Here is a 26,083-nt window from a genome sequence, read left to right on the forward strand (position 1 = left end):
GTGCCCCGCCCGGGCCCACGGAGGTAATCCCCTTGGCTGCTGCGCGCAACGCAACCACCACCACATCCCCGAAGAACGGCCGCGGAGCATCCCGCCTCTCGTTCGCCAAAATCTCCGACACGCTGACGGTCCCCGACCTGCTGGCGCTGCAGACCGAGTCCTTCGATTGGCTCGTCGGAAACGAAACCTGGAAGGCCCGCCTCGCCGAAGCGCAGGCAGCCGGCCGCACCGACATCTCGGTCAAGAGCGGCCTCGAGGAGATCTTCGAAGAGATCTCGCCGATCGAGGACCTCAGCGAGACGATGCAGCTCTCGTTCACCAACCCCTACCTCGAGCCCGAGAAGTACTCGATCGAAGAGTGCAAGGAGCGTGGCAAGACCTACGCCGCTCCGCTGTACGTCGAGGCCGAGTTCATGAACCACCAGACCGGTGAGATCAAGACCCAGACGGTCTTCATGGGCGACTTCCCCCTGCAGACCGACAAGGGAACGTTCATCATCAACGGCACCGAGCGTGTCGTCGTCTCCCAGCTCGTGCGTTCGCCCGGTGTCTACTTCGACAAGACTCCTGACAAGACCTCCGACAAGGACATCGTCTCGGCGCGCATCATCCCGAGCCGCGGCGCCTGGCTCGAGTTCGAAATCGACAAGCGCGACCAGGTCGGTGTGCGCATCGACCGCAAGCGCAAGCAGTCGGTCACCGTTTTCCTGAAGGCCCTGGGCCTGACCAGCGAGCAGATCCTCGAGGAGTTCGCCGGTTTCGAATCCATCGAAGAGACCCTGTCCAAGGACACGATCCTCACGAAGGAAGACGCCCTCCGCGACATCTACCGCAAGCTCCGTCCGGGCGAGCAGGTAGCCGCTGAGGCCGCCCGTGCGCTGCTGGACAACTTCTACTTCAACGCCAAGCGCTACGACCTCGCCAAGGTCGGTCGCTACAAGATCAACCAGAAGCTCGGCCTGTCGGGCCCGCTCAGCGACTCGGTGCTCACCGTCGACGACATCGTCGCGACGATCAAGTACCTCGTTCGCCTCCACCGCGGCGATGCGAGCTTCGAGGGCGTTCGCGGCGGCAAGCCGGCGACCATCCGCCTGGATGTCGATGACATCGACAACTTCGGCAACCGCCGCATCCGCGCCGTCGGCGAGCTCATCCAGAATCAGGTCCGCACGGGTCTGTCGCGCATGGAGCGTGTCGTTCGCGAGCGCATGACGACGCAGGACATCGAGGCGATCACCCCGCAGACCCTGATCAACGTGCGCCCGGTCGTTGCCGCGATCAAGGAGTTCTTCGGAACCTCGCAGCTGTCGCAGTTCATGGACCAGAACAACCCGCTCGCGGGGCTGACCCACAAGCGTCGCCTCTCGGCGCTCGGCCCCGGTGGTCTGTCGCGTGAGCGCGCAGGCGTCGAGGTCCGTGACGTTCACCCGTCGCACTACGGCCGCATGTGCCCGATCGAGACGCCGGAAGGCCCGAACATCGGTCTGATCGGTTCGCTCGCATCGTTCGCGCGGATCAACGCCTTCGGTTTCATCGAGACGCCGTACCGCAAGGTCATCGACGGTCGGGTCACCGATCAGATCGACTACCTCACCGCCGCCGAGGAGGACGACTACATCGTCGCCCAGGCCAACGCGCCGCTGAAGGCCGACGGTCACTTCGAGGAGACCCGCGTGCTCGCCCGTTCGAAGGGCGGCGAGGTGGAGCTCGTTCCCGCCGAAGACATCGGCTACATGGATGTCTCGCCGCGCCAGATGGTGTCGGTGGCGACCTCGCTCATCCCGTTCCTCGAGCACGACGACGCCAACCGCGCCCTCATGGGTGCGAACATGCAGCGTCAGGCTGTGCCGCTGCTGCGCAGCGACTCGCCCGTCGTCGGAACCGGTATGGAGGGCTTCGCCGCGATCGACGCCGGTGACGTGGTCACCGCCAAGCGCTCCGGTGTCGTCATCGAGGTCTCGGCGGACGTCGTCGCCGTCCAGACCGACGAGGGCGGGATCGACGAGTACTTCCTGCGCAAGTTCGACCGCTCGAACCAGGGCACGTCCTACAACCAGCGCGTCATCGTCTCGGCTGGTGAGCGGATCGAAGCCGGCGAGGTCATCGCCGACGGTCCTGCCACCGAGAACGGTGAGCTGGCCCTCGGAAAGAACCTCCTCGTCGCGTTCATGACGTGGGAAGGCCACAACTTCGAGGACGCCATCATCCTGAGCCAGGACCTGGTGAAGGATGACACCCTCTCGTCGATCCACATCGAGGAGTACGAGGTCGACGCCCGTGACACGAAGCTCGGCAAGGAGGAGATCACCCGTGATCTCCCCAACGTCAGCCCCGACCTGCTGAAGGACCTCGACGAGCGCGGCATCATCCGCATCGGCGCCGAGGTTCGTCCCGGCGACATCCTGGTCGGCAAGGTCACGCCCAAGGGTGAGACCGAGCTGTCGGCCGAGGAGCGACTGCTTCGCGCGATCTTCAACGAGAAGAGCCGCGAGGTTCGCGACACGTCGCTGAAGGTTCCCCACGGTGAGCAGGGCACGATCATCGCCGTCAAGGAGTTCAACGCCGAAGACGGTGACGACGAGCTCGGCTCGGGTGTGAACCGCCGCGTCGTGGTCTACATCGCCCAGAAGCGCAAGATCACCGAGGGTGACAAGCTCGCCGGCCGTCACGGCAACAAGGGCGTCATCGCGAAAATCCTCCCCGTCGAAGACATGCCGTTCCTCGCGGACGGCACGCCGGTGGACATCATCCTGAACCCGCTCGGTATCCCCGGCCGCATGAACTTCGGCCAGGTGCTGGAGCTTCACCTGGGATGGATCGCCAAGCAGGGCTGGAAGATCGAGGGCAACCCCGAGTGGGCAGCGCGTCTGCCCGAGATCGCTCGCGAGGCAGCTCCCGGCACGAAGGTCGCGACCCCCGTGTTCGACGGTGCCTACGAGTCCGAGCTGGCAGGCCTGCTCGACTCGACACTGCCCAACCGGGACGGCATCCGCCTGATCGACTCGACGGGTAAGACGCAGCTGTTCGACGGACGTTCGGGTGAGCCGTTCCCGGCTCCGATCTCGGTCGGCTACATGTACATCCTGAAGCTGCACCACCTCGTCGACGACAAGATCCACGCACGCTCCACCGGTCCGTACTCGATGATCACGCAGCAGCCGCTGGGTGGCAAGGCGCAGTTCGGTGGCCAGCGTTTCGGTGAGATGGAGGTGTGGGCCCTCGAGGCCTACGGCGCCGCGTACGCGCTCCAGGAGCTCCTCACGATCAAGTCCGACGACATCCTCGGCCGCGTCAAGGTGTACGAGGCGATCGTCAAGGGCGAGAACATCCAGGAGCCCGGCATCCCCGAGTCGTTCAAGGTCCTCATGAAGGAAATGCAGTCGCTCTGCCTGAACGTCGAGGTCCTCTCGGCCGACGGCACCGCGGTCAACCTCCGCGACACCGACGACGACGCCTTCCGTGCTGCCGAGGAGCTCGGCATCAACATCTCCAGCCGCTTCGAGTCCTCGTCGATCGACGAGATCTGACCCGGCCAGGCAACACAGAATTCCGATACAGGAGAACTGAGAACTCGTGCTCGAATCAACAACTTTCGATCAGCTTCGCATCGGCCTGGCCACCGCTGACGACATCCGTCGCTGGTCCTTCGGTGAGGTCAAGAAGCCCGAAACCATCAACTACCGCACCCTGAAGCCCGAGAAGGACGGTCTGTTCGGTGAGCAGATCTTCGGCCCCTCGCGCGACTGGGAGTGTGCGTGTGGCAAGTACAAGCGCGTGCGCTTCAAGGGCATCGTCTGTGAGCGCTGCGGCGTGGAGGTCACCAAGTCCTCCGTGCGGCGCGAGCGCATGGGCCACATTGAGCTCGCCGCTCCCGTCACGCACATCTGGTACTTCAAGGGCGTTCCCTCGCGCCTGGGCTACCTGCTCGACATGGCGCCGAAGGACCTCGAGAAGGTCATCTACTTCGCCGCGTACATGGTGATCTCGGTCGACGAGGATGCTCGTCACCGCGACCTCGCGACGCAGGAGAACAACATCCGTCTCGAGCTGAAGACGCTCGCCGACCGTCGCGATGCGCGGATCGCCGCTCGCCTCCAGAAGTTGGAGGAGGAGCTCGCCGCGCTCGAGGCCGAGGGTGCGAAGTCCGACCAGAAGAAGAAGGTCAAGGACGCCGCCGAGAAGGACATGTCGCAGGCCCGGAAGCAGGCCGACGACCAGATCGCCAAGCTTGAGCGCGTGTGGGAAGAGTTCCGCACGCTCGAGGTCGGCTCGCTCAAGGCTGAAGACGAGATCTTCCAGGAGCTGCAGGACCGGTTCGGTCAGTACTTCGAAGCCCACATGGGTGCCGAGTCGATCCAGCGGCGTCTTGCTGCCTTCGACCTGGCAGCCGAGGCCGAGAGCCTGCACCTGCAGATCGCCGAGGGCAAGGGCCAGCGCAAGATCCGTGCGATCAAGCGCCTGAAGGTCGTCAACTCGTTCCTGCAGACCGGCATGAGCCCGGCATCCATGGTGCTCGACGTCGTTCCGGTCATCCCGCCGGAGCTTCGCCCCATGGTGCAGCTGGACGGTGGCCGCTTCGCGACCTCCGACCTGAACGACCTGTACCGCCGCGTCATCAACCGCAACAACCGTCTCCGTCGCCTGATCGACCTCGGTGCCCCCGAGATCATCGTCAACAACGAGAAGCGGATGCTGCAGGAGGCCGTCGACGCCCTGTTCGACAACGGTCGTCGCGGTCGCCCCGTCACCGGCACCGGCAACCGTGCCCTGAAGTCCCTCAGCGACATGCTGAAGGGTAAGCAGGGTCGGTTCCGTCAGAACCTGCTCGGTAAGCGCGTGGACTACTCGGGCCGTTCGGTCATCGTCGTCGGTCCCCGTCTGCAGCTGCACCAGTGTGGTCTTCCCAAGCAGATGGCCCTCGAGCTGTTCAAGCCGTTCGTGATCAAGCGCCTCATCGACCTCGGTCACTCGCAGAACATCAAGGCCGCCAAGCGTGCCGTCGAGCGCACGCGTCCCGAGGTCTGGGACGTGCTCGAAGAGATCATCCGCGAGCGCCCGGTGCTGCTGAACCGTGCACCCACCCTGCACCGTCTGGGCATCCAGGCGTTCGAGCCGCAGCTCGTCGAGGGCAAGGCCATCCAGCTCCACCCGCTCGTGTGTGCAGCCTTCAACGCTGACTTCGACGGTGACCAGATGGCTGTGCACCTGCCGCTGTCGGTCGAGGCTCAGGCCGAGGCCCGCATCCTGATGCTCGCCTCGAACAACATCCTCAAGCCCTCGGACGGCCGTCCCGTGACCCTGCCTTCGCAGGACATGATCATTGGCCTCCACCACCTGACCACGGTCAAGGAGGGGGCGACCGGTGAAGGCCGCGTGTTCGGTTCGGTGTCGGAGGCGATCCTCGCCAAGGACGAGGGCACCCTCGACCTGCAGGCCAAGGTCCGCATCCGTGTCCCCGGCCTCACGTTCCTCGAGGGCGACGCCCCCGAGGGCTACGAGCGCCACGGGCTGCTGGATGCCTCGCTCGGCCAGGCGATCTTCAACGACGCGCTGCCCAAGGGATACCCGTTCGTGCGCGAGCAGGCCGACAAGGGCAAGCTCAGCCAGATCGTCAACAAGCTCGCCGAGGAATACCCCAAGGTCGAGGTTGCTGCGACGCTGGACCGCATCAAGGATGCCGGTTTCTACTGGGCCACGCGCTCGGGTGTGACAGTCGCCCTCAGCGACATCCTCACGCCGCCGTCGAAGAAGGAAATCGTCGCCGGCTACGAGAAGCAGGCCGCGAAGGTCCAGGCACAGTTCGAGAAGGGTCTCACCACCGACGCCGAGCGTCGTCAGGAGCTCATCAAGATCTGGACCGAGGCAACCGACGAGGTCCAGAAGGCGATGCGCGCCCACTTCCCCGAAGACAACACCATCAACCGCATGGTCAGCTCGGGTGCTCGTGGTAACTGGCTGCAGATCCGGAACATCGCCGGTATGCGAGGCCTGGTGAACAACCCGAAGGGTGAGATCATCCCCCGTCCGATCATCTCCTCGTACCGCGAGGGTCTGTCGGTGGCTGAGTACTTCATCGCAACGCACGGTGCCCGTAAGGGTCTGGCCGACACGGCTCTCCGTACCGCCGACTCGGGTTACCTCACGCGACGCCTCGTGGATGTCTCGCAGGATGTCATCATCCGTGAAGAGGACTGCGGCACGTCTAAGGGTCTCGAGTTCACGATCGCTGCTCCCGGTAGCGACGGCAAGCTCGTCCGCGACCCGAACGTCGAGAACTCGGTGTTCGCGCGGACCCTCGCTGCGGACGTCATCGGCGAGAACGGCGATGTCGTGGCCGAGGCCGGCGACGACGTGGGCGATGTGCTCATCGACAGGCTGGTTGCTGCCGGTGTCACCTCCATCAAGGTGCGTTCGGTTCTGACCTGTGACTCGGCTGTCGGTGTCTGCGCGACCTGCTACGGCCGCTCGCTTGCCACCGGCAAGATCGTCGACATCGGTGAGGCAGTCGGCATCATCGCTGCCCAGTCGATCGGTGAGCCCGGAACCCAGCTGACGATGCGTACCTTCCACACCGGTGGTTCTGCCTCCGCGGAAGACATCACGCAGGGTCTGCCCCGTGTGCAGGAGCTCTTCGAGGCCCGTACCCCCAAGGGTGCGTCGCCGATCGCCGAGTTCGACGGTCGCATCACGATCGACGAGACCGACAAGTCGAAGAAGATCATCCTCACGCCCGACAACGGCGACGAGGCTGTGGTGTACCCCGTCCTCAAGCGCGCGACGCTGCTGGTCGAAGACGGCCAGCACGTCACCGTCGGTCAGCCCCTGCAGGTCGGCACGCTCGACCCCAAGGAGGTCATGCGTGTCCAGGGTGCTCGCGAGGTGCAGAAGTACCTCGTGAACGGTGTGCAGGGCGTGTACCGCTCGCAGGGTGTGCCGATCCACGACAAGCACATCGAGGTCATCGTGCGCCAGATGCTGCGCAAGGTCACGGTCGTCGACCACGGCGACACCAACCTGCTGCCCGGTGAGCTGGTCGACTTCCGTCGCTACCAGGACATCAACCGCCAGGCTGTCGCCGAGGGCAAGCGCCCGGCATCCGGTCGCCCGGAGCTGATGGGTATCACCAAGGCGTCGCTCGCTACCGAGTCGTGGCTGTCGGCCGCCTCCTTCCAGGAGACGACCCGCGTGCTCACGCAGGCTGCGATGGAGGGCAAGAGCGACCCGCTGGTCGGCCTCAAGGAGAACGTCATCATCGGAAAGCTCATCCCCGCCGGAACCGGACTTGCGAAGTATCGCAACGTCGCGGTCGAGGCGACGGAAGAGGCCAAGAGCGAGCGGTACCCCAACCGCATCTTCGCCTCGGACGGCGCGTACAGCGACGCCGACCTGAGCTTCGTCGACTTCGACAGCTTCTCGACCGACGACTTCACGGGCAACTACAACTGACCCACGTCGTCACCCCACGCAGGGCCTCGGGTTTTCCGGGGCCCTGCGTCGTCCCCAGCATCCCCTCACCCCCGCGCCGAGTTGTCCTTCCCTCCGCCGAGTTGTCCTTCCCTCCGCCGAGTTGTCCTTCATGTCCGCCGAGTTGTCCTTCATGTCCGACTCCGCGGCACACGCGGGTCGCGGGGACATGCCCTCGCCGGCTGCGTCGGCTCCCGCCAGACCCGGTGCCAGCCCCGCGACCCGCGTGTGCCACTGCGCCTTGGCATCTGAGTGGAAAAAACGGAAAGGAACTGTCGCGTCTTGCGGGCTTCGCGACACTCGCGGCAACTTTTCCGGGCGTCGCGAGCGGTTCCGACCGGCTCGAACGGTGTCGGCGTCGTACGGTTGCTGGCGGAGGTCACCATGGCTCGCGTTCCCGGTCGCGACAACCGCATCGCTGTCCCCGCGATGGTGCTGTCTCTGGCGATTGTCGGGGCGCTCGTCTGGTTCGCCGTCCCCGTCATGCCGCTGGTTATGGCGTGGGCGGGAGGTACAGCGGGCAACGCCGTCACCATGCTCGCCGCGACCCCGACGCCGCACACTGTCGTCGCCGAAGGGCTGGACGTCGCCGAGACCGACTGCCGCGAGCTGTACCCGAACGACCTGTGGAACGAGCTCACCTGGACATCCGATGCGATTCTGAGTCAGTCCACGGCGGGACCGGCAACGGCGATGTCTGACCTCGTCGCGGCCCTGGCGCCCACCGCAGCGCGGACCTGCACGTGGACCACCAGCGCAGGGCAGGCCGTCGTCACGACCTTTGCGACTGTGTCAGCGGATGCCGCGGGGATGGCAGAGGCTTCCCTGCGCGGTCAAGGCTTCGCCTGCGCGACGACGGAGGGCACGCTGGAATGTTCGTCGACGACGGATGCCGGCACCGAACATCAAGCTGTGCACGGCCCGCTCTGGGTGACGACCATCTCGAGCGCGTGGTACCCGGAGGACTACGACCACCGCATCGCGATCCATCTCTGGCAGTGATGTCAGCGAGTTGGGGGTGGCTCAGCGGTGTCGCCGAGAATCCATATCGGCATCCGCACGGCCTCGTTCCGCGGATCTGAACCCGGGTCGGGGTATTCTGCGAGCCGAGGATCTACCTCGGGAGGAGTTTCGCATGAGTGACGACAAGCCCACGCCCGGCGAGCCCGTGGAGGAACCGGTCGGCGAGCCCGTCGCCGAGGAGCCGCCCGTCGATGACGTTGTCGGCAGCGCGCGCGAGAGCCTCGCGGATGCCGAAGCCGCTGGGTCGGCAACGCCCGAGGCTGATGCACCTCCCGCCGAGCCCGTGGTCGTTGAACCCGTCGTGGTCGAGCCTGTGGCAGAGCCGACGAGCGTCGAACCCGAGGCCGAGCCCGTTGTTGTCGAATCCGCGCCAGCGGAGGCGGCAGCCCCCACCGAAGCATACGAGGCCACCGTTGTCGCACCCGTGGTGACGGCGAGCGAGCCGGGCGTGGGACCCTACGGTGCGCAGCCGATCTTCGTTCAGGCGCCTGAGGCTCCGCGTCCTCGCGGCAACCGTGCCGCTGCGGGCGCGATCGGCCTGCTCGCGGCGCTCTCGTTCGGAGTTCTCTACCTCGCCGTCTGGGTCGGTCTTGGCCTCATCGACGGATCCGTGACCGTGGGCAGCATCGGCACCGCGCTGCTTGCGGCGCTGGGGACCTGGGCCCTGTGGGTGCCGGTCGTTGTGTTCTTCGTCGCGTTCTGGTTGCTTGGTGCGATCATCAACCGCGGCCGCTGGGCGGCGTGGGTGATCTTCGGTCTCATCGTCGGGGTCGCGGCCTACGGGGGGCACCTGCTGGGGCAGCTGTTCCAGGCGCCGTTCTGGAACCTCACGGCCGCGGAGGGCGCAGAGCTGGTCGAAGGCCAGCTGTTGGCTCCGTTGGCTATCGCTGCCTTCATCATCGGCCGTGAGCTCACGATCTGGTTCGGTTCGTGGGTTGCCGCGCGCGGCAAGCGGATGACCGAGCTCAACGTCGAGGCGCGCCGTGAGTATGAGCGCACTCTCGAGGCGGGTCCGCAGCTGCACCAGTACTAAGGCGCGGTGGGAGCACCCGTGACGGTGGCTCGGAGCGCGTCCAGCTCATGAGCCGGTCGCGGAGGGCAGCAGCAACGGCGGCGGGAGCCGTGCTGTTCGCGGCGGTGCTCATCGCAGCGTTCGGTATCGTCAGCCTGCTCCTGGACGAGGACGTCATCGTCACGCCGGGCCTGGGTCAGGCGCCGGGCATCATCGCCGTCGGCGCTTCGCTCGCGGCGGTGGCGGCGACGATCTGGGCGCGGATGCTGTCCCCAGGCATCTGGGGAACGCTGTTGTGGAGCGGCCTTGCCGGCTTCCTCGGTTACCTCGCGGGGCTGGGCGCGGCATCCGTGTTCGCGTCGGGGGATGTCGCCCGTGCGCTCTCCGCCGTCGGGCGCGCAGCAACCACTTGGCCGGGTCTGGTCGTGATCGCAGCGGCGATCCTGGCAGCGGCGATGGCTCTGGCAGTCGTGCGCGGCGCCGATGAAAACGCCCGGTGGCCGTGGGAACGAGAGGACGACGAGTGAGCGCCTCGACACGCGCAGTCTGCGACGGAGCCTCGGCGGACGAGGGCTCCGGCGCTACCGTAGAGGTGTGGAGCGCTCGCTCGAGACGGAGGTGAGCCAGGCAGTCGATGCCTGGCTGCGCTGGCTTCCGCGCTGGGAACCCGCGACCCACCGCGGGCGGGTGGCGCCGTGTCGACGGTGCTTCGGGTCACCAATCCTGTCGGCGGCGGGTCTTGGCTCCGATGTGCCGCACGGTGTGCAGCACGGCCTGTCGACCCGCATCAAGACGATCGTCGACCATGCGGTTGCCGATTACACGGCACAGAACCTCCCGATGCTGCAGGCGGAACTCGATCAGCAGGCTGCCCGCAATCGCGCCCGCAGCTACCGGCCGGCTGAAGGCCTCGAGCCTGAGTTCGAGGGTCTGCCGCTGGACCCTGATCCGGTTCCCGGTGCTCCGTTCCTGTTCACGATCTCGGGTCTTGCCGACGAGGCGGACGCCGATGTTCCGGCGCTTCCGCCCCTGAGCCCCGAGGCGAAGGCGGCGCTGCGCCAAGAGGTCGGGCTGGCCGACGACTATGCCAACATGATCGGGCGGGATGTCTGCACGATCCTGCTCCATCATCGACTGCGCATCCAACAGGGAGTCAGCCAGTACGTCGAGCCGCAGATCACGGCGATGCTCGACGATCTCGCCCGGTCGCTGGACGCGCCCTTCGATCCCCGTGACGCCGTCGGGGAGTGATGGCTCTACGGTGACCGGACGCGTCGTCGCGCATGGCTGCGGCCTAGGGTGGATGCCATGACCGACGGCACAGCGATGAATCAGGCGCTGATTCTGTTGATCCCCGTCTCGGTGACGATGATCGCCCTGTACGTCTGGTGCGCCCTCGCACTCGGGGCTGTCTTCGCGAAGTCGGGTGAGCCGCGTTGGAAAGCGTGGGTCCCGTTCCTGAACATCGCAGCGTTGCTCGTTCTGGGAGGCATTCCGGGATGGTGGGTCCTGCTGCTGGTGATCCCGGGGTTCGGCGCTGTCGCTGTCTGGGTTCTCATGATCGTCGCCGCGCATCGCATCGGACTCTCCTTCGGGTATGGGGGAGGGATGACGGTGCTGGCGGCTCTGCTGCTGCCCGTGTGGGCGACGGTGCTCGGTTTCGGATCGGCGCGCTGGATCGGACGGGAAGGCCGCCGCCGTCGTGGCACGGCAGCCGATGCTGGAGTGTTCGGTGCCTCCGACGCTGGCGGGGGGAGAGCGGCGTCAGCGCCACCGCCTCCACCAGCCCCGCCTGCCGTCTCCCCGTTCGCCCCACCGCCCCTCGAGCCTTCTGCGCCCGTGGAATACGCTGACTCGCGATCGCATGCGGAGGAGTCCCGCGCCGACGACGACGGATGGGACCTGCTTTCCGCGTTCACCGAGGCCGAGCAGAGTTCGCCGGCATTGGTGCCTCCCGTCGCGCCGGCTGCGTCGCCGTCGGCAGAGGTGCCCGAGGAGGCACGGCAGGTGCCGGCATCCAATACGTGGGAGCCGGCGCCATCCGCTCCCGACGAGCCGGCAGCACGGGACGAACCCGCTGCTGCCCCTGAACCCGCCGCTGCCCCCGAACCGTTCGCGCCGCCCGCGCGTGCTGCGCGACCTCCCGAGACCGGTGCTACGGGCCTGGCGCCGGCGGCCGACGCGGATGCCCCCGGCCGCGTGCCGGCGGGTGAGCCGATCGATGATGTGACGGATGCCGTTCCCGGCGCACCGGCGCCGGTTTCGGCGGTCAGCGGTCGGTCGCCCTATGAGGACGCGCCCCTGTTCCCGCCGGTTGCCGACGGCGAACACTGGGCGACGGGGCCGGATGCAGAGCCCTTCCCCGAGACTTCGGGGCAGTTTCGGCGATCGTTGGTTCCCCGGTGGCGGGATCGCCGCGAATGGCGCGATCGGCGGTGTCGGCATCCGCTGATGTTGAGGGCGACTTCGACGCAACGCTCCTGGCCCACCGCAATCGTCAGCGGTGGTCGCTCGTGACGGCGGCGGGCGACGAGTTCGAGTTGCGCGCGCAGGTCGTCATCCTCGGGCGGCGCCCGTCACCCGACCCTGCTCACTCGGGCGCGCAGCTCGTGGCACTCGATGACGTCACGGTCTCCAAGACACACGCTCGGTTGGAGTTGCGCGGCGAACAGTGGCACGTCGTCGATCTCGGGTCCACGAACGGCGTCGTTGTGATCTCGGTCACGGGGAGCGAGCTCGAACTCGCTTCCGGAGGGGAAGCTCCGGCAGGGGAACGGATGCTGCTCGGCGACCTTGAGTTGCGACTGGTCCGCGCGTCGCGTTGACAGCAGGGTCGAGAATGGTCTGCGTTTGACCGACCTCCGAAAACCCGCGTATCATTGATCGGGTGTGCGCCTGCGCGCCACTTGTGCTGCGCCTCGGTGTGTCGCAAGGCAAGCGCGGTCCGCACATCAGGGAACGGCCTGCGAACAGGCCACCCCCACGGCATATCCACCACACGACTCGCGACAGACTTCTGGCGCGCCGGTGGATCTGTGGTGAAACCACGAGCTGTCACCGTGCAGCACAACCAAGGAGAAAACGTGCCAACCATTCAGCAGTTGGTTCGAAAGGGACGGTCGCCCAAGGTCAGCAAGACCAAGGCCCCCGCACTGAAGTCGAACCCGCAGCAGGCCGGGGTCTGCACCCGCGTCTACACCACCACCCCCAAGAAGCCGAACTCGGCGATGCGCAAGGTCGCTCGCGTGAAGCTGCGTAACGGCACCGAGGTGACCGCCTACATCCCCGGCGAGGGCCACAACCTGCAGGAGCACTCGCTCGTGCTGGTGCGCGGCGGCCGCGTGAAGGACCTTCCCGGTGTGCGCTACAAGATCGTCCGCGGCGCCCTGGACACCCAGGCTGTCAAGAACCGCAAGCAGGCCCGTAGTCGCTACGGCGCGAAGAAGGGCTGAGAAAAATGCCTCGTAAGGGTCCCGCCCCCAAGCGCCCCGTCGTCAACGACCCGGTCTACGGCGCTCCGATCGTCACCCAGCTGGTCAACAAGATCCTCGTCGACGGCAAGAAGTCGCTCGCCGAGTCGATCGTGTACGGCGCCCTGTCGGGTGTCGAGTCCAAGAACGGCCAGGACGCTGTTGCCACCCTCAAGAAGGCGCTCGACAACGTGCGCCCCACCCTCGAGGTCAAGAGCCGCCGCGTCGGTGGTTCCACCTACCAGGTTCCCGTTGAGGTCAAGCCGCACCGTGCGAACACCCTCGCGCTGCGCTGGCTTGTCAGCTACGCGAAGGGTCGTCGTGAGAAGACGATGACCGAGCGCCTGCAGAACGAAATCCTGGATGCCTCGAACGGCCTCGGTGCCGCGGTCAAGCGCCGCGAAGACACCCACAAGATGGCCGAGTCGAACCGCGCATTCGCCCACTACCGCTGGTAACACCCCTCCGCCGTTCCCGCAGGCCACGAACCTGCGGGAACGGCAGAGTCCGCGACATCCCTCACCACACGTAAGGACATCCCGTGGCACAAGAAGTGCTCACCGACCTGAACAAGGTCCGCAACATCGGCATCATGGCTCACATCGACGCCGGCAAGACGACGACGACCGAGCGCATCCTCTTCTACACGGGTGTCAACCACAAGATCGGCGAAACTCACGACGGCGCTGCCACCACCGACTGGATGGAGCAGGAGCAGGAGCGCGGGATCACGATCACCTCCGCGGCAGTCACCTGCTTCTGGGAGGGCAACCAGATCAACATCATCGACACGCCGGGTCACGTCGACTTCACCGTCGAGGTGGAGCGCTCGCTGCGCGTCCTCGATGGCGCAGTCGCCGTCTTCGACGGCAAGGAGGGCGTTGAGCCCCAGTCCGAGACGGTGTGGCGTCAGGCCGACAAGTACAACGTCCCCCGCATCTGCTTCGTCAACAAGATGGACAAGCTCGGCGCGGACTTCTACTTCACCGTCGACACGATCGTCAGCCGCCTCAAGGCCAAGCCGCTCGTGCTGCAGATCCCGATCGGGGTCGAGAACGACTTCGTCGGCGTCATCGACCTCATCTACAAGCGTGCGCTGGTTTGGCCCGGTGACGCCAAGGGTGACGTGACGATGGGCGCGAAGTACGAGATCCAGGAGATCCCGGCCGACCTCGTCGAGAAGGCCGAGGAGTACCGCGCGAAGCTGCTCGAGGCCGTCGCCGAGACCGACGACGAGCTGCTGGAGAAGTACTTCGGTGGCGAGGAGCTCACCCCCGAAGAGATCAAGGGTGCTGTTCGCAAGCTCACGATCGCCGGTGAGGCCTACCCGGTGCTGTGTGGTTCGGCGTTCAAGAACCGCGGTGTGCAGCCGATGCTCGACGCCGTCGTGGACTACCTGCCCTCGCCCCTGGACGTTCCCTCGATCGAGGCTCACGACCCCAAGGACGAAGAGAAGATCATCGAGCGTCACGCCGACCGCGAGGAGCCGTTCGCTGCTCTCGCGTTCAAGGTCGTTTCGCACCCGTTCTTCGGACGCCTGACCTACATCCGCGTGTACTCCGGTCACCTCGACTCCGGTTCTGCCGTCGTCAACTCGACGAAGGGCAAGAAGGAGCGCGTCGGGAAGATCTTCCAGATGCACGCGAACAAGGAGAACCCGGTCGAGTCGGTCACCGCTGGTCACATCTACGCGGTCATCGGCCTGAAGGACACGACGACCGGTGACACGCTCTCGGATTCCGACCACCAGGTCGTCCTCGAGTCGATGACCTTCCCGGAGCCGGTGATCGAGGTTGCGATCGAGCCGAAGACCAAGGCCGACCAGGAGAAGCTCGGGCTCGCGATCCAGAAGCTCGCCGAAGAGGACCCCACGTTCCGCGTCGAGCAGAACTCCGAGACCGGCCAGACCGTCATCAAGGGCATGGGCGAGCTGCACCTCGACATCCTGGTGGACCGCATGAAGCGCGAGTTCAAGGTCGAGGCCAACGTCGGCAAGCCTCAGGTGGCCTACCGCGAGACGATCAAGAAGGCCGTCGAGCGTCACGACTACACGCACAAGAAGCAGACCGGTGGGTCGGGTCAGTTCGCGAAGATCCAGTTCGCGCTCGAGCCCCTCGAGGTCACGGCCGAGAAGATCTACGAGTTCGAGAACAAGGTCACCGGTGGCCGCATCCCGCGCGAGTACATCGAGCCGACCAACCAGGGCTTCCAGGATGCGATGAACGTGGGCGTCCTCGCGGGCTACCCGATGGTCGGTGTTAAGGCGACCCTCATGGACGGCGCATCGCACGATGTCGACTCCTCGGAAATGGCGTTCAAGATCGCCGGTTCGATGGGCTTCAAGGAGGCCGTCCGCAAGGCGAACCCCGTCATCCTCGAGCCGCTCATGGCGGTTGAGGTCCGTACTCCCGAGGAGTACATGGGTGACGTCATCGGTGACCTGAACTCGCGTCGCGGTCAGATCCAGTCGATGGAGGATGCCGCGGGCGTCAAGGTCGTCCGTGCCCTGGTTCCCCTGTCGGAGATGTTCGGCTACATCGGTGACCTGCGCTCGAAGACCTCGGGCCGCGCGGTCTACTCGATGGAGTTCGACAGCTACGCGGAGGTCCCCAAGGCCGTCGCCGACGAAATCGTCCAGAAGAACAAGGGCGAGTGATCGCCCACGGATGCCGCACCCGCGGCATCCGGTTCTTCAGGGTTACAACTTCACACCAGAAACACACACACCCTCTCGCCTAGACTGAGAGACATCCCCGTAGAGTGCCGGTCGCAATCCAGCGCCCGGAGCTTCTACATGACCGTCCTGAGGAGGACCCAGTGGCTAAGGCCAAGTTCGAGCGGACCAAGCCGCACGTGAACATCGGAACGATCGGTCACGTTGACCACGGCAAGACGACGCTCACCGCGGCGATCTCGAAGGTGCTCGCCGACAAGTACCCGTCGGCCACCAACGTGCAGCGTGACTTCGCGTCGATCGACTCGGCTCCCGAGGAGCGTCAGCGCGGTATCACGATCAACATCTCGCACGTTGAGTACGAGACCCCCAAGCGTCACTACGCACACGTTGACGCCCCGGGTCACGCCGACTACATCAAGAACATGATCACCGGTGCTGCCCAGATGGACGGCGCGATCCTCGTGGTTGCCGCCACCGACGGCCCGATGGCTCAGACCCGTGAGCACGTTCTGCTCGCCAAGCAGGTTGGTGTTCCCTACCTGCTCGTCGCGCTGAACAAGGCTGACATGGTCGACGACGAGGAGATCCTGGAGCTCGTCGAGCTCGAGGTTCGCGAGCTGCTCTCGAGCCAGGACTTCGATGGCGACAACGCCCCCGTCGTTCGCGTTTCGGGCCTGAAGGCTCTCGAAGGCGACGAGAAGTGGGTCAACTCGATCGTCGAGCTCATGGAGGCCGTCGACGAGTCCATCCCCGACCCGGTGCGTGACAAGGACAAGCCGTTCCTCATGCCCATCGAGGACGTCTTCACCATCACCGGTCGTGGCACCGTCGTCACGGGCCGCGCCGAGCGTGGCACTCTCGCGATCAACTCCGAGGTCGAGATCGTCGGCATCCGCCCGACGCAGAAGACCACGGTTACCGGTATCGAGATGTTCCACAAGCAGCTCGACGAGGCGTGGGCCGGTGAGAACTGTGGTCTGCTTCTTCGCGGCACCAAGCGCGAGGACGTGGAGCGCGGCCAGGTCGTCGTGAAGCCCGGTTCGGTTACCCCTCACACCAACTTCGAGGGCACCGCGTACATCCTGTCTAAGGACGAGGGTGGCCGTCACAACCCGTTCTTCACGAACTACCGCCCGCAGTTCTACTTCCGCACCACCGACGTGACCGGCGTCATCACCCTCCCCGAGGGCACCGAGATGGTCATGCCCGGTGACACCACCGACATGACGGTCGAGCTGATCCAGCCGATCGCCATGGAAGAGGGCCTCGGCTTTGCGATCCGTGAGGGTGGCCGCACCGTCGGCGCCGGCACGGTCACGAAGATCCTGAAGTAATCTTCGGCACCCTGCAACGGCGGGGTCGAGCCGTCAGGCTCGGCCCCGCCGTTTCTTTGCGGTCGCGGATCTATCCCTCTTCCTCGTCGCGCTGGTCTTCCCCCCCCTGCGTCGGTCAAGTCGAGCGGGCTGCTCACGGGCGCATCCCCTATTGCGTTGCCGCATCGCATCGCACCGCCATCGAATCGACACCGTGACGGTGCCCGGAGGCAACGATCTTTCCGCAGGTGCTTAAGAGGAAGCGCACATTGCGTTGACTATGGGTTAGGTTCGAGCGGTGACCACCGTCTTGCGCGCGACCGCAATCGTCTCAATGCTCATGTCTCTCGTCGCGCTTACGATCCCGATGCTCGCGTCCCTCGTGCTTATTCGAGGCGGGTCGCTGCCCGCGCCCGGGACCGACGCTGTCGCACTCATCGGCGTTTTGGTAGCGACGTGCAGCGTCGTAGTCAGCGGAGCCGCTGCGGTAGTCGCCCGGATTCGATACCTGCGGACCTCGACCCGCACGCCCGCATTGGTGACGATCGCGCTTCTTCTCGCGCTCGGCTGCCTCGTCGGATTCGCGATCGCTGCGCTCACGATCCCGTGGCTTTCCTGACGTGCCCGGTCCTCCAGGCGTTCTCGCAGAATCCACCTCGGTACGATCGCACCGTGACCACGACGCCACCCATGGATTCAGCGATGACGCGCCGCGCCGCGCGGGCCGCTCAGACACAAGCGGCGGAAGGCCAGCCCGAGGCCGTTCGAGACACAAAGGAGCGCGTCCCGAATGAGCCCACGGAACAACGCCGGAAGCGGCGGTGGTGGCCGCTTGTCGTCGGGACACTCTTCGGCGTGATCGCGGCGGCGACGGCGGCGGCCGCCGTCTTCGCCGCGGTGTTCGTATCGCAAGCCATCTCCGTCAAGAACGACCTCGAAGACGCGAAGCTAATCATCACTCAGATCGGCGATCTCGTCGAGGCCGGAGATGTCGCGGGCGCGGAGGCGCTCGGGGCTGAGCTGCAGTCGACGCTGGAGACGACTCTGGGAACGGTGAACGAGCCGCTTTGGCAGATCGCCGCCGACGTGCCAGTCGTCGGACAGAACGTTGAGGCGGTGCGCCGTGTGAGTGCAGCGGTCCAGATCCTCATGAGCGACGCGCTCCAGCCCGGCATCCAACTCGCTTCCACGCTCGATATCAACACACTCCGCGTTGAGGGGGAGGCTTCAATCTCGCGCCGATCCGCGACGCGCAGACGGCCATCGCCGACGTCTCCGCGGCGTTCACGGCGGCTCAGGCCGAAGTCAGCGACCTCGACACCTCCACCCTGCTCCCGGTCGTCGCTGAACCGATCGGCGAGGTGCTCGATATCATCGAGACGGCTGAGCCCACGCTCGACGTCGTCAACCGCTATCTGCCGACGCTGCTCGATCTCGCTGGCGCGAACGGCACGAAGACCTACCTCCTCGTCTTCCAGAACAACGCGGAGATCCGGGCCACCGGGGGCAATCCGGCGGCCAGCATGGTCATTACCGTCGAGGACGGCAGGTTCGAGATGCTCGACCAAAGCAGTTCGGCCACGTTCTACGCCGCCGGGACCGCGGGGACGGTCACGACCGAATTGCCCGCGGATACCCTGTCGCTGCATCCATCGAACTTCAACAAGTATTCGCAGGACTTCACGTTGACGCCGGACTTCCCGACGACCGCCGAGCTCTTCCAGAACCTCTGGCTCGCGACTTCGGGCACCTTGTTCGATGGCGTGATCTCGGTCGACCCCGTTGTTCTCTCGAACGTGCTCGCCGTCGCGGGCCCGGTGGTTCTCGCCTCCGGCGAGGAGCTCACCTCCGACAATGTCGTGAAGATCGTTCTGAGCGATTCCTATGAGCGATACCCCAGCGGCACCCAATCCGACGCCTTCTTCGCCGAGGTCGCCCAGGCTGCGTTCGAAAAGATCACCGCGGGTGGATGGGATCCGGCAGCGATGCTCGAGGCGCTGGAGACATCCGCTGCGCAGCAGCGGCTTTTCCTCCATTTCGAGAACGTTGACGCCGAGGCGCTGGCGAACGAGCTCGGCCTCACTGGCGCACTCCAGACCGACAACACGGAGGAGACGCAGCTCGGGATCTACCTCAACGACTACACGATCGGGAAGCTCGAATACCACCTGGCGGCATCCGTCAGCGCAACGTGCGATGCCGACGCACGGACCATAACGGTCAGCGCGACGCTCACGAACTCGATCCCCGATTCGATCCGCAGCAGCTACACGCTTGGCGCACGTTCGGGAAACTTCGGGCTGCCCCGCACGACGATGATGCTCGACGTCCTCTTCTTCGCACCTCCAGGGGCCGAGATCATGTCGATCACCCCCGAGAATGGCGATATCCCGTCACTGAGTCGATCCGGCGTCGAGAAGGGCAACAGCGCCGAGAGTCGACTGGTCACCGTTGCCCAGGGAGAGACGCGCACGGTCTCGTACACGATCCGGTTCGGCGAGGGACCTCTGGGGGCGCTGGATCTGCGTCACACGCCAACCGTGACCGACACCCCGGTGTCCGTCGACGCGTCGTGTGAGGCGTTGTTCTCGGAATGACGCCAGCAGGAGCCGCGAATGCAGTGCGGCGGACGGAGGCGAGGCTGACATCTCCGAGTCTGCGCATCTGGATTGGATCGGTTGAGGCGCCGCGTGGTAGCGAGTCGATCACGGCGTGGAGTGCTTGTTCCCATCGGCCCGGTTGTGGTCGCGGTAGGCGGTGACGACGCGTTGACACGGGGATCGGGTGACCTCGGCTGCATCCGGCAGTTCATCGGAGGCGGCGGTCTGGAACTAGGGGAACCCGTTCAACGCGACGAGCTCGATTCCGGCGCGGAAGCCGGCGACTGCTGAATCAGCCAGTTTATGTGACGCGCGCTCCGACATTCCCGGACCGCCGTAGTGAGTCAACGCGTCGGTTTGCGACACGCCCGGGATGCACGTAGACTGTTCAGGTTCCACATTCCGGTGCGCACTGCTGTGCGCCTGGATCACTGCCAGGGCAGTGCATAGAACGCGCGGAAGCGCAGAGTCTAGGCCGCGGGCAGCAGAACACGTTTCCCACACAGCATCCCTGCTTGCCAGGGTGACACGCGTGCGTGTCGTGCGGGACCGGATGCGCGAGCGTCCGGGTTGACATCAGAACAGCGGTGCAGCATCCGCAACATGCATCCCCATGCAGCGGAGTGAAGTGCCACGGCGTGCAAGCGCCACGGTGCGTCCAATGCCCGTGCCCCGAACCGATCGGGGTTCAGAGGTAAGACGCGAGAAAGAGAGTGAGCAGACAATGGCGGGACAGAAGATCCGCATTCGCCTGAAGTCGTACGACCACGCCGGGCTCGACAGCTCGGCGCGCAAGATCGTCGACACCGTGACCCGAGCGGGCGCGACGGTCGTTGGACCCGTGCCGCTTCCGACCGAAAAGAACGTCGTGTGCGTCATCCGGTCGCCCCACAAGTACAAGGACAGCCGCGAGCACTTCGAGATGCGCACCCACAAGCGTCTGATCGACATCATCGATCCGACGCCCAAGGCCGTCGACTCGCTGATGCGCCTTGACCTGCCGGCCGACGTCAACATCGAGATCAAGCTCTGAGGTTCGACATGGCTGACATCAACTCAAAGATTTCGAAGGGACTGCTGGGCACCAAGCTCGGCATGACCCAGGTTTGGGACGAGAACGGCAAGCTCGTTCCCGTCACCGTGATCGAGGTGGCCCCCAACGTGGTCACCCAGGTCCGCACTCCCGAGAAGGACGGCTACAACGCCGTGCAGATCGCGTACGGCCAGATCGACCCCCGCAAGGTGAACAAGCCCCTCTCGGCCCACTTCGAGGCCGCGGGCGTCACCCCGCGCCGCCACCTCACCGAGGTGCGCACGGCGGATGCTGCTGACTACTCACTCGGCCAGGAGCTCACCGTCGACGGCGTGTTCGAGGCCGGTCAGCTGGTCGACGTCGTCGGCACCAGCAAGGGCAAGGGCACCGCAGGTGTCATGAAGCGCCACAACTTCCAGGGTGTTTCGGCCTCGCACGGTGCGCACCGTAACCACCGCAAGCCCGGTTCGATCGGCGCCTCCTCGACCCCCAGCCGCGTGTTCAAGGGCATGCGGATGGCAGGTCGCATGGGTGGCGATCGTGTCACCGTGCTCAACCTCACCGTCCACGCAGTCGACGCCGAGAAGGGTCTGCTGCTCGTCAAGGGCGCTGTCCCCGGTGCGCGTGGTCGCATCGTCTACGTCCGCAACGCAGTGAAGGGTGCCTGATCATGGCTGACTCGACTCTCGCGCTCGACGTCCACAAGGCTGACGGCAAGAAGGCCGGCTCGGTTGAGCTGCCCGCCGCCCTGTTCGACGTCAAGACGAACATTCCGCTCATCCACCAGGTCGTCGTTGCGCAGCGCGCCGCGGCTCGCCAGGGAACACACTCGACCAAGCGTCGCGGTGAGGTCTCGGGTGCCGGTCGCAAGCCCTTCAAGCAGAAGGGCACGGGTAACGCCCGTCAGGGTTCGATCCGCGCGCCGCACATGACCGGTGGTGGCATCGTCCACGGCCCCAAGCCCCGCGACTACGGCCAGCGCACGCCCAAGAAGATGATCGCTGCCGCGCTCCTCGGTGCGCTGAGCGATCGCGCTCGCGGTGACCGCCTGCACATCGTCGACTCGTTCGGCATCGAAGGCGCTCCGTCCACGAAGGCTGCTGTCGCGGTCCTCGGCAATCTCGCCCCGGCGAAGAACGTGCTCGTGGTCGTCACCCGCGACGACGAGACCAGCATCCTGAGCGTCCGCAACCTCGCGTACGTGCACGTGCTCTACGTCGACCAGCTCAACGCCTACGACGTGCTCGTCTCGGACGACATCGTCTTCACCAAGGCTGCCTACGACGCGTTCGTCGCGTCGAAGACCGTCTCCACCCAGGAGGTCTCCGCATGACCGCTGTCAACAAGGACCCGCGCGACATCATCCTGAAGCCGGTCGTCTCCGAGAAGAGCTACTCGCTCATCGACGAGGGCAAGTACACGTTCCTCGTGGACCCGCGTGCGACCAAGACCGAGATCAAGCTCGCGATCGAGAAGATCTTCGGCGTCAAGGTGGCGTCGGTCAACACGATCAACCGCGTCGGCAAGGCCCGTCGCACCCGTTTCGGCATGGGCAAGCGCAAGGACACCAAGCGCGCCATCGTCACGCTGAAGTCGGGCTCCATCGACATCTTCACGGCAGTCGGCTGACAGTCGGGATAGAGGACTAGAGACATGGCAATTCGCAAGTACAAGCCCACGACCCCCGGTCGCCGCGGCTCGTCGGTGGCGGACTTCGCTGAGATCACCCGATCGACGCCCGAGAAGTCGCTCCTTCGTCCCATCGCGAAGACCGGTGGCCGCAACAACCAGGGCCGCATCACCACGCGTCACATCGGTGGCGGACACAAGCGTCAGTACCGCGTCATCGACTTCCGTCGTAACGACAAGGACGGCATCAACGCCAAGGTCGCGCACATCGAGTACGACCCCAACCGCACCGCGCGCATCGCGCTGCTGCACTACGTCGACGGCGAGAAGCGTTACATCCTCGCTCCGAACAAGCTGCAGCAGGGTGACATCGTGGAGTCGGGCGCCTCGGCCGACATCAAGCCCGGCAACAACCTGCCCCTGCGCAACATCCCGACCGGTACCGTCGTGCACGCCATCGAGCTGCGCCCCGGCGGCGGCGCGAAGATGGCCCGCTCGGCAGGAGCAGCGGTTCGCCTTGTCGCCAAGGACGGCCCGTACGCGCAGCTTCGTCTGCCCTCGGGTGAGATCCGCAACGTCGACGCACGCTGCCGCGCAACCATCGGCGAGGTCGGCAACGCCGAACAGTCGAACATCAACTGGGGTAAGGCCGGCCGCAAGCGCTGGAAGGGCGTGCGCCCGACCGTCCGCGGTGTCGCGATGAACCCGGTCGACCACCCGCACGGTGGTGGTGAGGGCAAGACCTCCGGTGGTCGTCACCCCGTGAGCCCGTGGGGTCAGGCGGAGGGCCGTACGCGCCACGCCAACAAGGAAAGCGACAAGCTCATCGTCCGCCGCCGCACGGCCGGCAAGAAGCGCAAGTAGGTAGGAACAGAAGATGCCACGCAGTCTCAAGAAGGGCCCCTTCGTCGACGAGCACCTGCTTCGCAAGGTCGTCTCCCAGAACGAATCGGGTTCGAAGAACGTCATCAAGACCTGGTCGCGCCGCTCGATGATCATCCCGGCCATGCTCGGGCACACCATCGCCGTGCACGACGGTCGCAAGCACATCCCTGTGTTCGTGACCGAAACCATGGTCGGCCACAAGCTGGGCGAGTTCGCGCCCACCCGCACCTTCCGCGGCCACGAGAAGGACGACAAGAAGGGCCGCCGCCGCTGACGCGGGGGCGCAAGAGGAGAGAGAAATGGTGGAGTCCATCGCACGCGTGCGACACATCCGCGTGACCCCTCAGAAGGCTCGTCGTGTCGTCGCGCTCATCAAGGGCAAGCAGGCCGAAGAGGCCCTTGCAATCCTGAAGTTCGCGCCGCAGGGTGCGAGCGAGCCGATCTACAAGCTGGTCGCTTCGGCCATCGCGAACGCTCGCGTGAAGGCCGACAACGAGGGCACCTACTTCGACGAGGGTGCGCTGTTCGTCAAGAACGCGTACGTCGATGAGGGAACGACGCTCAAGCGGTTCCAGCCGCGCGCGCAGGGTCGTGCATTCCAGATCAAGAAGCGCACCAGCCACATCACGGTTGTCCTCGCGACCCCCGAGGTTGCTGAGACCGCGCCCGCTACCCAGAAGAAGGCGAGCAAGTAATGGGACAGAAAGTCAACCCGTACGGCTTCCGCCTGGGCATCACCACCGACCACGTGTCGCGGTGGTTCTCGGATTCGACCAAGCCGGGTCAGCGCTACGCGGACTACGTGGCCGAGGACATCAAGATCCGTCGACTGCTGAAGACGCAGCTCGACCGTGCCGGTGTCAGCAACATCGAGATCGAGCGCACGCGTGACCGCGTCCGCGTCGACATCCACACCGCCCGCCCGGGCATCGTGATCGGTCGCCGTGGCGCCGAGGCCGAGCGCATCCGCGCCGACCTCGAGAAGCTCACCGGCAAGCAGATCCAGCTGAACATCCTCGAGGTCAAGAACCCCGAGGCCGACGCTCAGCTGGTCGCTCAGGGCATCGCCGAGCAGCTGTCTGCTCGTGTCGCATTCCGTCGCGCCATGCGTAAGGGTCTGCAGGGCGCGCAGCGTGCCGGCGCCAAGGGTGTCCGGATCCAGGTCTCGGGTCGCCTCGGCGGCGCGGAGATGAGCCGGTCGGAGTTCTACCGTGAAGGTCGTGTGCCCCTGCACACCCTGCGCGCGAACATCGACTACGGCTTCTACGAGGCCAAGACCACCTTCGGCCGCATCGGCGTGAAGGTCTGGATCTACAAGGGCGACCTCACCAACAAGGAACTGGCCCGCGAGCAGGCGAACCAGAAGCCCGCGCGCGAGCGTGGTGACCGTCGTGGCCCCCGTCGCGACAACCGCGCCGCTGAGGCCCCGGTCGCAGAAGGAGCGTCGGCATAATGCTCATCCCCCGCAAGGTCAAGTACCGCAAGCAGCACCACCCGGGTCGCGATGGCCAGGCCACCGGTGGCACGAAGGTGTCGTTCGGTGAGTTCGGCATCCAGGCCCTGACCCCCGCTTACGTGACCAACCGTCAGATCGAGTCAGCTCGTATCGCGATGACCCGTCACATCAAGCGTGGTGGAAAGGTGTGGATCAACATCTACCCCGACCGTCCGCTGACCAAGAAGCCTGCCGAAACCCGCATGGGTTCGGGTAAGGGTTCGCCGGAGTGGTGGGTCGCAAACGTCAAGCCGGGTCGCGTCCTGTTCGAGGTCGCCGGCGTCAACGAGCAGCTCGCTCGTGAGGCCCTGACCCGTGCCATCCACAAGCTGCCCCTGAAGGCACGCATCATCAAGCGCGAGGAGGGCGACGCGTAATGGCGATCGGCACCAAGACGCTCGCCCCGAGCGAGCTCGACACGTTCGAAGACCAGCGCCTGGTCGAGGAGCTGCGCAAGGCCAAGGAAGAGCTGTTCAACCTGCGCTTCCAGTCGGCCACCGGCCAGCTCGACAGCCACGGCCGCATCCGTGCGGTCAAGCGCGACATCGCGCGGCTGTACACCGTCATCCGCGAGCGCGAGCTCGGCATCCGTGCCACGCCCGCTCCCGTCGAGAAGGCGACCAAGGCTCGCAAGACGAAGGCCGCGAAGTCGGATGACGACGCCGCCGCCAAGGAGGAGGCTGAGTGATGGCCACCACAGAGAACACCACTGAGAAGGCTCCGGCCAAGAAGGCTCCCGCGAAGAAGGCTCCCGCCAAGAAGGCTCCGGCCAAGAAGGCTGCCGAGGAGGCCGTTGTCGAGGCTCCGGTCGAGGCCGGCCACGAGCACTCCGAGCACGACGTTCGTGACCCCAACGCCCGCGGTTACCGCAAGTCTCGCCGTGGCTATGTCGTCTCGGACAAGATGGACAAGACGATCGTCGTCGAGGTCGAGGACCGCGTGAAGCACCCCCTCTACGGCAAGGTCATCCGTCGCACCTCGAAGGTGAAGGCGCACGACGAGGCGAACACCGCCGGCGTCGGTGACCTCGTCGTCATCAACGAGACCCGGCCGCTGAGCGCGACCAAGCGCTGGCGTCTGGTCGAGATCCTCGAGAAGGCGAAGTGATCTCATGATTCAGAACGAATCCCGCCTCAAGGTGGCGGACAACACTGGTGCCAAGGAACTGCTGACCATCCGCGTGCTGGGCGGCTCCAACCGTCGGTACGCCGGTCTCGGCGACATCATCGTGGCAACCGTCAAGGACGCGATCCCCGGCGGCAACGTCAAGAAGGGCGATGTCGTCAAGGCAGTTATCGTGCGCACCGTCAAGCAGACCCGTCGTCCCGACGGCTCCTACATCAAGTTCGACGAGAACGCCGCCGTCATCCTGAAGAACGACGGGGAGCCCCGCGGCACCCGCATCTTCGGGCCGGTCGGCCGTGAGCTTCGTGACAAGAAGTTCATGAAGATCGTCTCGCTGGCCCCGGAGGTCATCTGATC

At 65.6% G+C, this 26,083-nt stretch carries 27 protein-coding genes; 26 read left to right on the forward strand and 1 reads right to left on the reverse strand.

Annotation, left to right across the window (positions count from 1 at the left end; translation table 11 throughout):
* The first annotated feature begins 32 nt into the window (after positions 1–32).
* The 13 genes from rpoB (at position 33) to MICSW_RS01995 (ending at position 17,578) form a co-directional block, all read left to right on the forward strand.
* Positions 33–3,527: a DNA-directed RNA polymerase subunit beta gene (gene rpoB, locus MICSW_RS01935; RefSeq protein ID WP_292726850.1), complete on the forward strand. Its 3,495-nt coding sequence runs from the start codon at positions 33–35 to the stop codon at positions 3,525–3,527.
* 46 nt (positions 3,528–3,573) lie between these two features.
* On the forward strand, positions 3,574–7,446 hold the full coding sequence (gene rpoC / locus MICSW_RS01940) for a DNA-directed RNA polymerase subunit beta' (RefSeq protein ID WP_292726849.1): 3,873 nt from the start codon (positions 3,574–3,576) through the stop codon (positions 7,444–7,446).
* Between the two features lie 402 nt (positions 7,447–7,848).
* Positions 7,849–8,466, forward strand: coding sequence for a hypothetical protein (locus MICSW_RS01945; protein ID WP_464496602.1), 618 nt, complete (start codon positions 7,849–7,851; stop codon positions 8,464–8,466).
* A gap of 133 nt (positions 8,467–8,599) precedes the next feature.
* Positions 8,600–9,520 (forward strand): ABC transporter, encoded by a 921-nt coding sequence (locus MICSW_RS01950; RefSeq protein WP_228177332.1) that lies wholly within the window; start codon positions 8,600–8,602, stop codon positions 9,518–9,520.
* A gap of 47 nt (positions 9,521–9,567) precedes the next feature.
* The gene (locus tag MICSW_RS01955) at positions 9,568–10,026 is read left to right on the forward strand and encodes a hypothetical protein (protein ID WP_228177331.1); all 459 of its coding nucleotides are present in this window, start codon (positions 9,568–9,570) and stop codon (positions 10,024–10,026) included.
* A 67-nt stretch (positions 10,027–10,093) separates the two neighbouring features.
* Positions 10,094–10,750: a spermidine/putrescine ABC transporter substrate-binding protein gene (locus MICSW_RS01960; RefSeq protein WP_228177330.1), complete on the forward strand. Its 657-nt coding sequence runs from the start codon at positions 10,094–10,096 to the stop codon at positions 10,748–10,750.
* A gap of 57 nt (positions 10,751–10,807) precedes the next feature.
* Positions 10,808–12,016, forward strand: a complete 1,209-nt coding sequence (locus tag MICSW_RS01965; protein ID WP_464496603.1) for a DUF5684 domain-containing protein — start codon at positions 10,808–10,810, stop codon at positions 12,014–12,016.
* Positions 12,013–12,324, forward strand: a complete 312-nt coding sequence (locus MICSW_RS01970; RefSeq protein WP_464496604.1) for an FHA domain-containing protein — start codon at positions 12,013–12,015, stop codon at positions 12,322–12,324. Before MICSW_RS01965 ends, MICSW_RS01970 begins: the two co-directional genes overlap by 4 nt.
* Positions 12,325–12,582: 258 nt before the next feature.
* Positions 12,583–12,951: a 30S ribosomal protein S12 gene (gene rpsL / locus MICSW_RS01975; RefSeq protein ID WP_013584051.1), complete on the forward strand. Its 369-nt coding sequence runs from the start codon at positions 12,583–12,585 to the stop codon at positions 12,949–12,951.
* Positions 12,952–12,956: 5 nt separating this feature from the next.
* Positions 12,957–13,427 carry a 30S ribosomal protein S7 gene (gene rpsG, locus MICSW_RS01980; RefSeq protein ID WP_228177328.1) on the forward strand — a complete coding sequence of 157 codons (471 nt, stop codon included), beginning with the start codon at positions 12,957–12,959 and terminating at the stop codon, positions 13,425–13,427.
* Between the two features lie 83 nt (positions 13,428–13,510).
* Positions 13,511–15,625, forward strand: coding sequence for an elongation factor G (gene fusA, locus MICSW_RS01985; RefSeq protein ID WP_464496605.1), 2,115 nt, complete (start codon positions 13,511–13,513; stop codon positions 15,623–15,625).
* A gap of 161 nt (positions 15,626–15,786) precedes the next feature.
* Positions 15,787–16,980, forward strand: a complete 1,194-nt coding sequence (tuf, locus tag MICSW_RS01990; RefSeq protein WP_464496606.1) for an elongation factor Tu — start codon at positions 15,787–15,789, stop codon at positions 16,978–16,980.
* A 277-nt stretch (positions 16,981–17,257) separates the two neighbouring features.
* Entirely contained in the window at positions 17,258–17,578 is a 321-nt protein-coding gene (locus MICSW_RS01995) for a hypothetical protein (protein WP_464496607.1), read from the forward strand.
* Between the two features lie 329 nt (positions 17,579–17,907).
* Here MICSW_RS01995 and MICSW_RS02000 read toward each other — a convergent pair whose 3' ends face one another.
* Positions 17,908–18,138 (reverse strand): hypothetical protein, encoded by a 231-nt coding sequence (locus tag MICSW_RS02000; RefSeq protein ID WP_464496608.1) that lies wholly within the window; start codon positions 18,136–18,138, stop codon positions 17,908–17,910.
* 182 nt (positions 18,139–18,320) lie between these two features.
* Between MICSW_RS02000 and MICSW_RS02005 the strand changes: the two genes are divergently transcribed.
* The 13 genes from MICSW_RS02005 (at position 18,321) to rplN (ending at position 26,081) form a co-directional block, all read left to right on the forward strand.
* Positions 18,321–19,556, forward strand: coding sequence for a DUF4012 domain-containing protein (locus tag MICSW_RS02005; protein ID WP_464496609.1), 1,236 nt, complete (start codon positions 18,321–18,323; stop codon positions 19,554–19,556).
* 727 nt (positions 19,557–20,283) lie between these two features.
* Complete coding sequence (rpsJ, locus tag MICSW_RS02010) at positions 20,284–20,592, forward strand: 30S ribosomal protein S10 (protein ID WP_013584016.1); 309 nt, start codon at positions 20,284–20,286, stop codon at positions 20,590–20,592.
* 8 nt (positions 20,593–20,600) lie between these two features.
* A complete protein-coding gene (gene rplC, locus MICSW_RS02015; protein WP_347424798.1) occupies positions 20,601–21,260 on the forward strand; it encodes a 50S ribosomal protein L3 in 660 nt (219 codons plus the stop codon).
* A 2-nt stretch (positions 21,261–21,262) separates the two neighbouring features.
* Complete coding sequence (gene rplD / locus MICSW_RS02020; RefSeq protein ID WP_228177323.1) at positions 21,263–21,925, forward strand: 50S ribosomal protein L4; 663 nt, start codon at positions 21,263–21,265, stop codon at positions 21,923–21,925.
* Positions 21,922–22,221, forward strand: a complete 300-nt coding sequence (rplW, locus tag MICSW_RS02025; protein ID WP_195692935.1) for a 50S ribosomal protein L23 — start codon at positions 21,922–21,924, stop codon at positions 22,219–22,221. Before rplD ends, rplW begins: the two co-directional genes overlap by 4 nt.
* 24 nt (positions 22,222–22,245) lie before the next feature.
* Positions 22,246–23,085 carry a 50S ribosomal protein L2 gene (gene rplB, locus MICSW_RS02030; protein ID WP_228177322.1) on the forward strand — a complete coding sequence of 280 codons (840 nt, stop codon included), beginning with the start codon at positions 22,246–22,248 and terminating at the stop codon, positions 23,083–23,085.
* A gap of 13 nt (positions 23,086–23,098) precedes the next feature.
* The gene (gene rpsS / locus MICSW_RS02035; RefSeq protein ID WP_194423760.1) at positions 23,099–23,380 is read left to right on the forward strand and encodes a 30S ribosomal protein S19; all 282 of its coding nucleotides are present in this window, start codon (positions 23,099–23,101) and stop codon (positions 23,378–23,380) included.
* Positions 23,381–23,405: 25 nt separating this feature from the next.
* On the forward strand, positions 23,406–23,801 hold the full coding sequence (rplV, locus tag MICSW_RS02040; protein WP_228177321.1) for a 50S ribosomal protein L22: 396 nt from the start codon (positions 23,406–23,408) through the stop codon (positions 23,799–23,801).
* A complete protein-coding gene (rpsC, locus tag MICSW_RS02045) occupies positions 23,801–24,559 on the forward strand; it encodes a 30S ribosomal protein S3 (protein ID WP_195692938.1) in 759 nt (252 codons plus the stop codon). The genes rplV and rpsC overlap by 1 nt, the downstream gene beginning before the upstream one ends.
* Positions 24,559–24,978 carry a 50S ribosomal protein L16 gene (rplP, locus tag MICSW_RS02050; protein WP_195692939.1) on the forward strand — a complete coding sequence of 140 codons (420 nt, stop codon included), beginning with the start codon at positions 24,559–24,561 and terminating at the stop codon, positions 24,976–24,978. The genes rpsC and rplP overlap by 1 nt, the downstream gene beginning before the upstream one ends.
* Positions 24,978–25,289: a 50S ribosomal protein L29 gene (rpmC, locus tag MICSW_RS02055; RefSeq protein WP_228177320.1), complete on the forward strand. Its 312-nt coding sequence runs from the start codon at positions 24,978–24,980 to the stop codon at positions 25,287–25,289. Before rplP ends, rpmC begins: the two co-directional genes overlap by 1 nt.
* Entirely contained in the window at positions 25,289–25,708 is a 420-nt protein-coding gene (gene rpsQ / locus MICSW_RS02060; protein ID WP_228177319.1) for a 30S ribosomal protein S17, read from the forward strand. The genes rpmC and rpsQ overlap by 1 nt, the downstream gene beginning before the upstream one ends.
* Positions 25,709–25,712: 4 nt before the next feature.
* The gene (gene rplN, locus MICSW_RS02065; protein ID WP_228177318.1) at positions 25,713–26,081 is read left to right on the forward strand and encodes a 50S ribosomal protein L14; all 369 of its coding nucleotides are present in this window, start codon (positions 25,713–25,715) and stop codon (positions 26,079–26,081) included.
* Positions 26,082–26,083: the final 2 nt, after the last annotated feature.

The organism is Microbacterium sp. SW12, from assembly GCF_055391095.1.

Bases quoted from the DNA above. Each gene is read 5' to 3' on its own strand.
- rplD (WP_228177323.1), top strand. From the start codon at position 21,263: ATGGCTGACTCGACTCTCGCGCTCGACGTCCACAAGGCTGACGGCAAG.
- MICSW_RS01945 (WP_464496602.1), top strand. From the start codon at position 7,849: ATGGCTCGCGTTCCCGGTCGCGACAACCGCATCGCTGTCCCCGCGATG.
- rplV (WP_228177321.1), top strand. From the start codon at position 23,406: ATGGTGGAGTCCATCGCACGCGTGCGACACATCCGCGTGACCCCTCAG.
- rplN (WP_228177318.1), top strand. From the start codon at position 25,713: ATGATTCAGAACGAATCCCGCCTCAAGGTGGCGGACAACACTGGTGCC.
- rplC (WP_347424798.1), top strand. From the start codon at position 20,601: ATGGCTGACATCAACTCAAAGATTTCGAAGGGACTGCTGGGCACCAAG.
- MICSW_RS01965 (WP_464496603.1), top strand. From the start codon at position 10,808: ATGACCGACGGCACAGCGATGAATCAGGCGCTGATTCTGTTGATCCCC.
- rpsC (WP_195692938.1), top strand. From the start codon at position 23,801: ATGGGACAGAAAGTCAACCCGTACGGCTTCCGCCTGGGCATCACCACC.
- rpsJ (WP_013584016.1), top strand. From the start codon at position 20,284: ATGGCGGGACAGAAGATCCGCATTCGCCTGAAGTCGTACGACCACGCC.
- MICSW_RS01950 (WP_228177332.1), top strand. From the start codon at position 8,600: ATGAGTGACGACAAGCCCACGCCCGGCGAGCCCGTGGAGGAACCGGTC.
- rpsG (WP_228177328.1), top strand. From the start codon at position 12,957: ATGCCTCGTAAGGGTCCCGCCCCCAAGCGCCCCGTCGTCAACGACCCG.
- rplP (WP_195692939.1), top strand. From the start codon at position 24,559: ATGCTCATCCCCCGCAAGGTCAAGTACCGCAAGCAGCACCACCCGGGT.
- rpsQ (WP_228177319.1), top strand. From the start codon at position 25,289: ATGGCCACCACAGAGAACACCACTGAGAAGGCTCCGGCCAAGAAGGCT.
- rplB (WP_228177322.1), top strand. From the start codon at position 22,246: ATGGCAATTCGCAAGTACAAGCCCACGACCCCCGGTCGCCGCGGCTCG.
- rplW (WP_195692935.1), top strand. From the start codon at position 21,922: ATGACCGCTGTCAACAAGGACCCGCGCGACATCATCCTGAAGCCGGTC.
- MICSW_RS01955 (WP_228177331.1), top strand. From the start codon at position 9,568: ATGAGCCGGTCGCGGAGGGCAGCAGCAACGGCGGCGGGAGCCGTGCTG.
- rpsS (WP_194423760.1), top strand. From the start codon at position 23,099: ATGCCACGCAGTCTCAAGAAGGGCCCCTTCGTCGACGAGCACCTGCTT.
- rpmC (WP_228177320.1), top strand. From the start codon at position 24,978: ATGGCGATCGGCACCAAGACGCTCGCCCCGAGCGAGCTCGACACGTTC.